The sequence below is a fragment of the Hymenobacter profundi genome (genome assembly GCF_019334315.1).
GTDB lineage: Bacteria > Bacteroidota > Bacteroidia > Cytophagales > Hymenobacteraceae > Hymenobacter > Hymenobacter profundi.
In genome coordinates, this window is record NZ_JAHWGL010000131.1 from 1 (window position 1) to 11,241 (window position 11,241).

The following is an 11,241-nucleotide window of genomic DNA, read 5'->3' on the forward strand; positions in this document are numbered from 1 at the left end:
GGTGAAGTTGCGAGGTTGTGAAATAGTGAATAGCAAAACGGCTGTCATCCTGAGCGGAGCGAAGGACCTTATCACGTTAGAACAAGTCGTTGTTACGCTTGTCGTTCTAACGTGATAAGGTCCTTCGCTCCGCTCAGGATGACAGCCGTATTTTTACTTCGCCACTGTACAACCTCACCACTTTCTAATTCTGCTCCAAAATCTGGAACAACTCGTCCAGTTTTGGGGTCAGAATGATGTCTGTGCGGCGGTTGAGTGCACGGTTTTGGGCCGAATTATTGGCTACAATCGGCAAATATTTCGAGCGGCCCGAGGGGGTTACCTGGTCGGGGTTGAGGCCGTTGGTAGTGAGCAGGCGGGTAATTTCCGTGGCACGCAGCACGCTCAGGTCCCAGTTGTCTTGCATACCGGCAGTGCCGCGGGCAATCGGCACATCGTCGGTGTGGCCTTCTACTAGTACGTTCACGTCTTTGTTGCCTTGCAGCGCGGTTGCCAGCTTTTTAAGGGCATCCTGACCTTTGGGGTCCACCTTAGTAGAGCCCGATTTGAACAGCAATTGCTCCGAAAGCGATACGTATACTTTGCCGTTTTTGAGCTGCACCTGCAAATCATTGGCGTTGAAGCCTAGCAGTGCGTCGGCTACGCGCTGCCGCAAATTTTGCACCCGCTCCTGCTGCTCGTCTAGCACGCGCTGTAGCTCCGCAATGCGAGCCTCACGCTCCTTGAGCTGCTGCTGCGTCATGCCCAGGTTCTCGTTGAGCTGACTTACCTGCTGGTTTTTATTGAGCAGGCTGGAGCGCAATTCTTCTTCCGAACGCGTTTTTTCCTGAGCCAGCGCATCTTTTTCGGCTTGTAATTGCTCCCGCGAACGGGTTAATTCTTGGTTTTGCTGCTGAAGGGCAGCAATTTCTTTTTTGTTACATCCGGGGGCAATCAAGAGGGTGCCGCCCAGAAGAGCAGTCAATGCCACACGGGAAAGAGGAGAGGTCATGTATTTAAGATTCAGGGGATAAACAAAGTGATAGGCCGGCTACCGTTGGGCTTACTGGCGAACTGTGTTGTATACGCAAAAACTCTGGCCGGGATGATATATTGTGCTTTTCCGGGAAAGGTAAGTTGCATAGAGCAGTTGGCCATCAGCAATAATAGTAGGAAAAATGAATATCTACAGATGCGCTAATCTTGACTGATGATGCATTCGTTCTTGGCCAACGGGTATGCCATTCGCGTTGTACCTTACGCCTCGTTTCGTTTTGGCTTTTGAACTTTGTGAGTAAACGCATTTACTTCTTGTGTTGCCAGTTGCTGTTGGGGGTAGGTGTATGGCTACCTTCGACAGGAAAGGCGCAGGCACCCACCACCCGCTATTGGGTGCAGTTGCGCGATAAAAAAGGCGTTGATTTTAATCCTAAAGCCTATTTCGTCCCAGCGGCACTAGCCCGACGTGTGCGTCAGCATCTGCCCACGGCTGATAGCACCGACTACCCCGTACGCCCGGCCTACCTGCACGCCCTCTCTGCCACTGCTGACTCGGTGACCCTGGTGAGCCGGTGGTTGAATGGGGTAGTGTGCCGGGCTACGCCAGCTCAGGCGCAGGTACTGCGCCGGTTGCCGGGCGTGCTCAGCGTGACGCTGTTGCCGGAACGTCAGCTACAACTAGCAGCGCACACCACAGCAGCGGAAGGAGCTTCTATGCAGATTTCGACCGTCAACCGCCAGTTGGCCCGTCGTCAGACGGAGAGTCTGGGCGCCGTGCAACTCCGCCGGGCCCACCTCAACGGCCGCGGCCTTCGCATTGCCATCTTCGATGCGGGCTTCAATGGGGTAGACAGCCACCCGGCGTTTGAGCACCTGCGCACCGAAAAGCGCATTGTGGCGACGTATGATTTTCTTAAACGTCAGCCCAACGTATACCACGGAGCCAACCACGGTGGCGAGGTACTGTCCTGCGTGGCAGGCGCCCTACCCGATGGCAGCTACCTGGGCCTGGCCCCCGGTGCCGAGTTTCTGCTGGCCCGCACCGAGCAGATGTTTCGGGAGCGATATGCCGAGGAAGAAGCTTGGCTGGCCGCCGCCGAGTGGGCCGACCGCCAAGGCGTCGATATTATCAACTCCTCTTTAGGGTACACCAACCGCCGCTACTTTCCCGAGCAGATGAACGGCTACATCAGCCTGATTGCCCGCGCGGCCGAAATGGCGGCGCGCAAAGGCATCTTGGTGGTGAATGCCGCCGGCAACGACGGTGAGGACGAAGAGTGGCACACCATCGGTACGCCCGCCGACGGCGACTCGGTGCTGACCGTCGGAGGACTCGACCCTGATACGTACCTGCACAGCGACTTTAGCAGCTATGGCCCCGGCGCCGGCCGGCGGCTGAAGCCCAACGTGGTGGCTTTCGGCACAGCCCTGGTGGCCGCACCCGGTGGGTATGAGCGCATTGAGGGAACCTCGTTTGCCAGTCCGCTGATGGTAGGGCTGGCGGCGTGTGTATGGCAGCAACAGCGTCAGCTCACAGCAATGGAGGTGTTTCGAAAGTTGGAAAAGGCAGGGGAATTATATCCGTATTATGACTACGCCCACGGCTACGGCCGTCCGCAAATTGCGTCTCTGCTGGCGCCGTCTGGCCTGGCGGCAACCCCGGCGCCTACCTTCGATTTTGTGCGACACGATTCGGTGGTGGCCGTTGTCATTCGGGTGGCCGCGGCAACGGTGCCCGCGCGCACGCTACCGCTCTACGCCGATTCGGTGCGGGCCGTGACGCCGGCCGCGCGCCCCAACGAAGTGCCCGCTCTGGGGAAGGAATCGACCGTGCCTACCCCCGAGACACCCGCCGAAGAGGAACCCGTGCTTCAGGAGCCGCCGCGCTACCTCTACTGGCACATTGCCAACCGCCAGGGCGTGCTGCGCCGCTACGAGGTGCGCGATGTGACTCAGCGGGCCGTGCTGGAAGTGCCCCTGCGCCTGGTCCAGCCCGGTGACATGCTACGCGTGCACTACCGGGGCTTCACGCAAACCTACACTGCTGCGCCATGATGCTGGTACTGAAACGAGTAGGCTTGCTGGGGTTGCTGCTGGTCTGGTGGCTACCCGTCGCCCAGGCACAACGAATACTACTGCGCGCCAATGTCGCCAACGATACTACCTACGAGAACTATGGCCCCAACCGGGCTTTTTACAATCATTTTTACTTCGGCTACGCGGCCGTGGTGGGGCCCTCGGCCGGTACGGGGGCAGAGCTGGAATACGGCCGCTCGGCGGACATCTTTGTGGGTCTGCGCAACAAGTGGCGCCTGAACCAAACGCTATCCTTAGGCGCCGATCTGCGCTACGACCGTCTGGCGTACTACCTGCGTCAGAACGACCAGAAAGTGCTGCCCACTTCTGCGCAGCACCATACAGAGTATCTGGCGCTGCACCAGGCGCAGGCCCACGGCTTTGTGCGCATCAACTACGGCCGACGCGGCAACGCCATTGGGCGCTACGTGGACCTACTGGGCTGGGGCGGCTGGGTGATGGGTAGCGCGCACTTCTACGAGGACCGCCCTGGTCCGAATGGCGCCCGTAAGCAGCGCGTGTCGGAGCGGGGGCTGGATTACGTGCGGCGCTGGCCCTACGGCGTGGGCGCCCGCGCCGGTATTGGGCGCTTTGCGCTGGTAGGCCGCTACCGCCTGGCCGATACTTTCACTTCCAGTGCTCAAACGCGCTACCCCGAGCTACCTCGCTGGACGCTTGGGCTGGAGCTGAGCTGGTTGTAAGAATGCGTTGTGCGTGTGACCCTGGCATTACCTAGTGCGTATAAGAAAGGCAGGAAAGAACGCGCCCTACCACTAATTCTGGTATAAAATTCGCGGTCGGGCGCAATGGGTTGATTTGTGAAGCGAGTCAGCCGCGTATCTTGCCGCATGATTTTAATTGGCCACGGCCGCACAATGAAAAAACTTCTTCTCTCCGGTGTCGCCGCTGCTTTGTTGCTCCAGGTCACTTCCTGCATCAATACCGAGCGCGAGGTAGGAAACTCCAAGAATGCCGACAAAGTGTATTCGCCGCCTACGGAAAGCAACCGCCTTACCACCCGCAGCATTCTGAACACGGTGCGCACTACGCACTATTTTTCCAGCGCCAAAACCAAGGATAACTTCATTCTGCAACTGCAAGGCGCGAAGATTCTGAACGCTCAGGCCCGCTTCATCATCTTGACCAGCACCGGCGATACGTTGCGTAAGGAAATGATTCCGGCCGTTGCCCTCATTGAAGCCCGCAACCTGGAAGACCCGCAGGCAGCTACCACCCGCGCCAAGGAAATTGCGATTTTGCAGGCCATGAACACCTTCTTTGCCGACGACCGGTTTACGCAGCCGGCTGTGCCGCGTGCCGCTACCCAGCCCGCCAACGTAGATGCCGAAAACTGGCGCGCCGTGAAAGCCGATACCAAAGCCGTGGGCTTCGACTATACCTCGAATACCGGCCGTGAGCGGCGTATTGCCTACGCCAAAACGTTGGGCAAAGCCGTCGTTATTGCCGAGTAGTTGTTGTCAAGATTGATACACAAAGGCCGCCCCGCATACACTGCGGGGCGGCTTTTGTGTTTTGAGCAGCACTAAGTTGAAGTGCCGCCAACGCAAACGCGGCACACCCTCCGAAGAGAATATGCCGCGCTGTACTCCAATCACCGGCTCGAAGGTAGAGCGTGGCGCATGAGCGAAAGATGAAGTTGCTGAGTTTATTGTTGAGTTATCTTTTGCAAACCTTCGGCTGCTATGCGGTCCCAAGCGTATCTGAACAGCTAACTGTTCATCAGGAAGCAGGCGTTTTTGTCAGCCAGCCCAGGCTGCCGCTGGCGGCGCGTACTAGCTGGTAGCCACCAAATTCGCCCAGCACAGCTACTTTGGTTTGGGCGGGTAGGGTGTCCAGCATCGGTGCCGTGGGGAGGGGAGTAGCCAGGAGGTCGGTGGAGCGGGTGAGACTCTCGCGACGTAGGGGCGTAGTAGTGGGTACCACGGCGCGGGCCGCCACGTAGCCCAGTTGGCCATCGGGGTGTTGTACACGGTACCAGTCAGTTTGGCTGCCTACCACCAATAGGGGAGTGTGGCGGGGCAACGCTGCTACGCGCCCGGCTTTCTTTGCGGGACTGTACTGTAAATCAGTGCTTTTATCCTGCACACGCACCCACTCACCCAGGCGCTCTGTCTTGGTGCGCGGCGCGGCCGGGGTAGCATCGGCATGGCGAATGAAAGGGTAGGGGTCTACAGCCCCGCGTCCGCCCCGGTAGATGCCAAAATGCAGGTGAGGCGGTGTGGTGCGGGCGTTGCCAGTGTTACCTACCAGGCCCAGCGTGTCGCCCTGGCGTACTTGCTGGCCGGGCTGCACGAGTTGTTTGTCGAGGTGAGCGTAGTAGATGTGCTGACCGTGCTCAGCATCGGCCAGCCACACCACGTTGCCGCCGAGGTTGGTTACGCCGGTGCGCGTCACGTAGCCATCTACGGCGGCCACGGCAGGCGTACCGCGTTTGGCAAAGATGTCGATGCCCTCGTGGCGGCGCTTGCCCCCGTCGCGGTTGGCGCCCCAAAAGCTGCCTACTGCCACGTCGCTCTTACCCTTCACCGGAAAGCCCAGCGAAGGCGCCCGCTGAATGCGAACGGTATAGCGGCCGTCGCGCAGCAACTCGGGCTGCACGCGCAGCAGGTGCTGGTGGTCGTCTTTCACGTCGTAGCTGAAGGTAAGCGCCGTGGTATCAGCCGAGGTGATGGGCTGAGGGGTAGGGCGGTCGGGGTTCAGCTCGAACGCATCCAGAAACACACGGGCATCGGTGCCGGGACTTAGGGTGAGCGTCACGCGAATGGTTTCGCCGGCCCGTACGGCGTAGCGGTATGCAGCTGCGGAGGCTTTATCGGCCCGAAAAATGCCGGATTCCTGAAAAGGTAGCGTCACGACCAGCGAATCGCGCAGGGCCTGGTCGGCAGCTTGCAGCCAGTCGCGGCCCAGGGCGGTTTCGTCGAGGCGGGTTTGGTGCAGTTGGCGGGCGTAGGCCTCGTGCGGGGTGCGGGGTTGGTTGAAAATGCCTTGCAGGGTTTGCTGCTTGCCGCAGGAAGAAACTAAAATAAGCAGAAAGAGCCAGGCAGCAAAGCGGTGTGCGGAGGATAGGAGCATGAAGGAAGACGTAAATCTTCCTCTCAACTTCCCGCGTCCCAAACTAGTTCGGTGGGGTAGGGAGCAACTGCTGAGTTGGGTCCGGAGGTTGCTGGTAGTACCCTGTGAGACCCCGCGTAATGCCCCACAAGTTGAGTAGCTGCGCCTGTACGGTGGTCTGAGCGGGATCAGTAGCCACGTTCCAGCTCAAAACGGGGCACGCTTGCGGCAATTGCACTACGCCGGCTGGTGCGTGGGCCAGATAGGATAGCGCCTGTTGCTCGCAGTTGTTGTTATCAACCGGCGAGATGTGCAGCCGGTCGGCATTCAGAAAGATAGCAGAGAATACACCCAGGAGCACTATGTAGCCTACCCGCAGCCGGCCCATGGGTAGGTAGCGCCACACGTAGTAGGAGGAGGCACCGTATAGGCACACCATGCCCAGAATAATGGGTAGCACCGTATCGCGGCGGAGCAGCAGCGGCCGGTAGGGGCGGTAGCCGCCCAGTGGAAGCAGCAGAATATAGACTAGGGCAAATAGGGCCAGCCAGCGCAGACCGCGGAGCAGGTGCTGCCCCTCGGAAGTAGCTGGCAGTACCCGCCGAATCAGCTGCGCATTGAGCAGGAGCATGACCAGTAACAGAGGAATGCCCAACTTCACCGTGAACTGCCGGAAAAAACCCAGTGGCAACCGCTGATACCGCTCCCACAGCGAGGGTAGTACGGTAGGATTCTCGCTGTTGTTAAGGCCAATGTACAACGAGTAGACGCACAACAGGCCCAGCAAGCTGAGCAGCAAAATGGGCTGCCAGGAAGACCATAGAAACATCTTATCTACCTGCGCCTGGCGGCGAAGCGCATAGAGCACAATGCCAGGTAGCAACACGGCCACTGCCCCTAGCACAACGGAGCCGTTGAAGGCTACTACCATCGTCAGGCCGATCAAGGCGATTAGCTCAACCCACCGGAGTGGCCGCCATACGCCGTGCTGTGCGGCCCTATAAAAAGGCAATAGCAGTAACAGCAGTAGTGCCATAGGTAGGGCGTAAAACGCGGCGTAAGTAGTGGCATGGTCAATGATGCCCATCTGGAGGTTGTAGCCTGCCGTCTGAAACAAAGGGAGCAACAGCGCCATGACCAGCCACAGCCCTCGATGATTCAGCTTGCTGGCACCCGTGGCGTAAACAGCCAACAAGTAGAGTAGCAACAGGTGCGTGAGCAGCTTCAACAGAGCGATGGCAACATACACGCTCTGGATGGGAGCAAGGAAGTGCTGCAACCAGCCGGGTACGTGCCGAAAGTATTGGTTGAGCAGCACATGCGCGAAAAAACGGTTAGGAGCGGCATACATGGCATCATGCGTAAGCACGGCCCACCCAAATGGGTCGTGTAGTACCCGCGCATACCACCCCGATGGTACCACGATGGCGGCCAGGTCGCCATCTATAGGAAGCTGCATGTATTGATAAAAAGAACGGCCCAGCCAGGCCAGCACGAATACAATAAGTACGCTGAATAAAGAGCGTTTCCACATCGGCCCAATAGTATACATAGGCCACGAAGCTAGGCGCAGCAGCACGTATATCCTAGTTCTAGGCAACAGGGCCGAAGTCGATGGTCGGGTTCGTAGTACTTTTGCGTATACCTACCCCCACCCACGTATCACCGTCCATGCAACTCATTGAATGCCCCCGCGACGCCATGCAAGGCCTGGCCGACTTCGTCCCTACGGCCACTAAAATTGCCTACCTCAACCAGTTGCTGCGCGTCGGCTTCTCGGCGTTGGATTTCGGTAGCTTTGTATCAGCCAAGGCCATTCCGCAGCTGCGCGATACGGCCGAGGTGCTGGCCGGCCTCGACACCGGCAACTCGCCCACCGAGCTGCTGGCCATTGTAGCCAACCTGCGCGGGGCCGAAACGGCGGCTGGCTTCTCCGAAATTGCCTACCTCGGCTTCCCGCTTTCCCTGTCCGAAACCTTCCAGCGGCGCAACACCAACAAAACCATTGCGGAGGCCCTGGAAGAGGTAGCGCAGATGCAGGCATTGTGCGGGCGGGTAGGCAAAACGTTAGTTGTGTACCTGTCGATGGGTTTTGGAAATCCCTACGGTGAGGCGTGGCACCCGGATATTGTGGCGGAGTTCACACGCCGGCTAGCGGCGCTGGGCGTGCGCATTGTGGCCCTGTCGGATACCATTGGGGTGAGTACAGCCGCCACCATCACGCCCTTGTTTGAAACCCTGATTCCGGCTTTCCCCGACATCACCTTCGGGGCGCACTTGCACACCACGCCCGATGCCTGGCAGGAAAAGGTAGCCGCCGCCTACCACGCCGGCTGCCGCCGCTTCGATGGGGCGCTGGGCGGCTACGGCGGCTGCCCCATGGCCACAGACGAGCTAACCGGCAATATGCCCACCGAGCACTTAGTAGCCTACCTGCAAACCCAGGGCGAGGCGCTGGGCCTGAATATGCAGGCCTTTCGGGAAGCACAGGTAGCGGCCGGGCAAGTATTTTAAGCGGGCTATATTGATTGTCAGGTAATAGCCGTTAGTTGTGAGATACTCAATTGATTCACAACTATCTATTACGCTATGCTGATATGTCGAATTCTACTGCTCGCTGCAGTCTGTGCTTTGTTTGCTAGTACTAGCAGCTACGCCCAACGGCTGGAAGCACTGCTGATTGCTAGTAAAGATGGGGACGCTATCCACCCTGCATGGCCTGATATTCTGCAAAAAGGCAAAGACCACTCGAAAAACCACTCAGTAGAACCCGGCGACACGCTGCGCATCACGTTCGATGAGAATTCTTATCTGCCGGTACCCGTTTACTTTTACATGGATCTGGATAAGCCGCAGGAGCAGCCGGTACTGCTGGTGATGCCCGGCGATATTATTACCATCCGATATAATGAGGCAGCTACGAAGTATTCCTTTTCTGGTAAATACCCCGCTGAACTGCAAACCTACTATGACCTCTGGCGCGGGGCATTCAGCCTGGGTGATCTGAGCAACTGGGGAAGCGTGCATTTCCAGAGTGACAGCCTCGTTTGGATGCCGCCTACCCTGGAGGAATACATGTGTTACTGGCAGCGCCTGCGCCGCACCGGCGACAGCCTGGTGGCCATAGTACGTACCCGGCCCGGCATCCGGCCGGTGGTAGCTACTACCCTGACGCGGGAGTTGCAGCTTCGCACCTTCATCTACCTGCTCAAGGGTATAAGCTACCACGCGCTCTACCCCGCTAATCCCTCTGTACCCCGCCTGACTGATACCACGCACAAGAAGACGATGATACCCTCGTTTCCGGCAGCGTACCAGGATTCGGTGCGGGCGTACACACGGCTATTGCGAAGTATGCAATTGCTGCCAGCCACAGCCTCGCGCGAGCGACTGGAGGCGTTAAAGGGCTTTGCTATTTATGTAGCGCTGCTTGTAAATAAGCCACCTACCACAGCCGGGCAGTATGCTGCCGCGAAGCGAGAATACAAAGGCTTGGAGCGAGAATGGGTATGCTACTCAATACTAGAAGATGCCCAATTCATGCACCGCCCTATCAGCCCGCTGCTGAAAGACTACCGCACCTGGGTGATGCCGGAAAGCCGTTTCGTGCGCAGCCTCACCCATCAGGATCAATTCACGTTGGTGATGCCCAACCAGCAGATGGCTACCAATGATACCTTGGTAGCCCCCGACGGCACTCGCCAAACGCTGGCCGCGCTGCTGGCCCGTCACCGGGGCAAAGTCATCTACCTCGATCTGTGGGCCAGCTGGTGCGCACCCTGTATCATGGAATTTCCCGCCACGGCAGCGCTGCGCCGCCACTACCAGGGCAAGCCGGTAGTAGTCATTCAGCTCTCTACTGACAAAGACAAGCAGGCGTGGCAGCAGGCCGGCAAGAAGTTTCTCGCGGGCGTGCGGGAGCAGTATCATTTCGCTAGTCCTACCACGGCTGGCTTTCTGAAACGCTTCACTGTCAACAGTATTCCGCGCTACGTGCTGCTGGATAAGTACGGCATCGTGCGCTACGCCGACGCCCTGCGCCCCAACGACCCCGAGCTAAAGCCCCTCATTGCCGATTTGCTGGCGCGGTGAGTTTTCTTAGCTATTGGTCTCTAGCTGTTAGTTGATAGCATTTCGGTAGAAGACAAACGAGACAGCATAAGCGCTTGCATTGCCTGGCTGCCCCTACCTTTGCAGGGCATTGTTATTCTTTTCCAGATTCAGCTGCCGTTTCGCAGTGGAAAAGCTAGCAGCCAGTAGCCAACAGCCAAACATCCTATGCCCGCCGTCGACCTCTTTATTCCTTGCTTCGTTGATCAGCTTTTTCCTACCACGGCCCTCAACATGGTGAAGGTATTGGAAGCCGTGGGTTGCGAGGTGCACTACAACGGCAACCAAACCTGCTGCGGCCAGCCGGCCTACAATGCGGGCTTCAAGGCCGAAAGCTGCGAGGTAGCCACCAAGTTTCTGAAGGATTTTCCCAACGAGCCGGGCCGCTACGTGGTCAGCCCGTCGGCCTCGTGCGTGGGCATGGTGCGCAACACTTACGCCGAACTGTTCGATGGTACGCCCCAGCAAACTCAGTACTACGGTCTGCAACGGCGCGTGTTCGAGCTGACCGAGTTTCTGGTAGATGTGCTGGGCATCACCACCATTCCCGGCGCTGCCCTACCCGGCCAGTACACCTACCACGATTCCTGCTCGGCCCTGCGCGAGTGCGGCATTCGGGAGGCGCCGCGCCAATTGCTGGATAGCGTGCAGGGCCTCACGCGCCTGGAAATGGCCGAAACGGAGACTTGCTGCGGTTTCGGGGGTACGTTTGCCGTCAAGTTTCAGGCAATTTCCGTGGCCATGGCCGAGCAGAAGGTAGAGCATGCCCTGGCCACCGGCGCCGACTACCTCATCAGCACCGATACCAGTTGCCTGATGCACCTCGACGCCTACATTCGACGCGAGAAAAAGCCCATCAAAACCCTGCACGTGGCCGATGTGCTGGCTAGTGGGTGGTAGAGAGCAACGGTAGCAATAGATAAATAGACAGAAAACGGGTGTCATCCTGAGTCTTGCGAAGGACCTTCTCACGTGTGAACAAGTCGTTAGTACGACAGTCGTTCT

At 58.4% G+C, this 11,241-nt stretch carries 9 protein-coding genes; 6 read left to right on the forward strand and 3 right to left on the reverse strand.

Annotated elements, in window-relative coordinates; all coding sequences use genetic code 11:
• Positions 1-184 precede the first annotated feature (184 nt).
• Positions 185-991, reverse strand: coding sequence for an OmpA family protein (locus tag KYK14_RS20040; protein WP_185283519.1), 807 nt, complete (start codon positions 989-991; stop codon positions 185-187).
• 278 nt (positions 992-1,269) lie between these two features.
• Here KYK14_RS20040 and KYK14_RS20045 point away from each other — a divergent pair, with 278 nt between their 5' ends.
• The 3 genes from KYK14_RS20045 to KYK14_RS20055 all read left to right on the forward strand — a co-directional run bounded on the left by KYK14_RS20045 (position 1,270) and on the right by KYK14_RS20055 (position 4,526).
• On the forward strand, positions 1,270-3,033 hold the full coding sequence (locus KYK14_RS20045) for a S8 family serine peptidase (RefSeq protein WP_219161446.1): 1,764 nt from the start codon (positions 1,270-1,272) through the stop codon (positions 3,031-3,033).
• Positions 3,030-3,755 (forward strand): hypothetical protein, encoded by a 726-nt coding sequence (locus KYK14_RS20050; protein WP_219161448.1) that lies wholly within the window; start codon positions 3,030-3,032, stop codon positions 3,753-3,755. Before KYK14_RS20045 ends, KYK14_RS20050 begins: the two co-directional genes overlap by 4 nt.
• Before the next feature lie 174 nt (positions 3,756-3,929).
• Positions 3,930-4,526, forward strand: a complete 597-nt coding sequence (locus tag KYK14_RS20055; RefSeq protein WP_185283522.1) for a hypothetical protein — start codon at positions 3,930-3,932, stop codon at positions 4,524-4,526.
• Positions 4,527-4,794: 268 nt separating this feature from the next.
• Here the strand turns inward: KYK14_RS20055 and KYK14_RS20060 are convergent, their stop codons facing one another.
• Positions 4,795-6,147: a M23 family metallopeptidase gene (locus tag KYK14_RS20060; protein WP_219161449.1), complete on the reverse strand. Its 1,353-nt coding sequence runs from the start codon at positions 6,145-6,147 to the stop codon at positions 4,795-4,797.
• A gap of 43 nt (positions 6,148-6,190) precedes the next feature.
• Positions 6,191-7,678, reverse strand: coding sequence for a hypothetical protein (locus KYK14_RS20065; protein ID WP_219161450.1), 1,488 nt, complete (start codon positions 7,676-7,678; stop codon positions 6,191-6,193).
• Between the two features lie 119 nt (positions 7,679-7,797).
• On the opposite strand from KYK14_RS20065, the gene KYK14_RS20070 reads away from it, so the two are divergent.
• The 3 genes from KYK14_RS20070 (at position 7,798) to KYK14_RS20080 (ending at position 11,136) form a co-directional block, all read left to right on the forward strand.
• Positions 7,798-8,640, forward strand: coding sequence for a hydroxymethylglutaryl-CoA lyase (locus KYK14_RS20070; protein WP_219161452.1), 843 nt, complete (start codon positions 7,798-7,800; stop codon positions 8,638-8,640).
• Positions 8,641-8,757: 117 nt separating this feature from the next.
• Complete coding sequence (locus KYK14_RS20075; RefSeq protein WP_219161454.1) at positions 8,758-10,218, forward strand: TlpA family protein disulfide reductase; 1,461 nt, start codon at positions 8,758-8,760, stop codon at positions 10,216-10,218.
• Positions 10,219-10,404: 186 nt separating this feature from the next.
• The gene (locus tag KYK14_RS20080; RefSeq protein ID WP_219161455.1) at positions 10,405-11,136 is read left to right on the forward strand and encodes a (Fe-S)-binding protein; all 732 of its coding nucleotides are present in this window, start codon (positions 10,405-10,407) and stop codon (positions 11,134-11,136) included.
• Positions 11,137-11,241 lie beyond the last annotated feature (105 nt).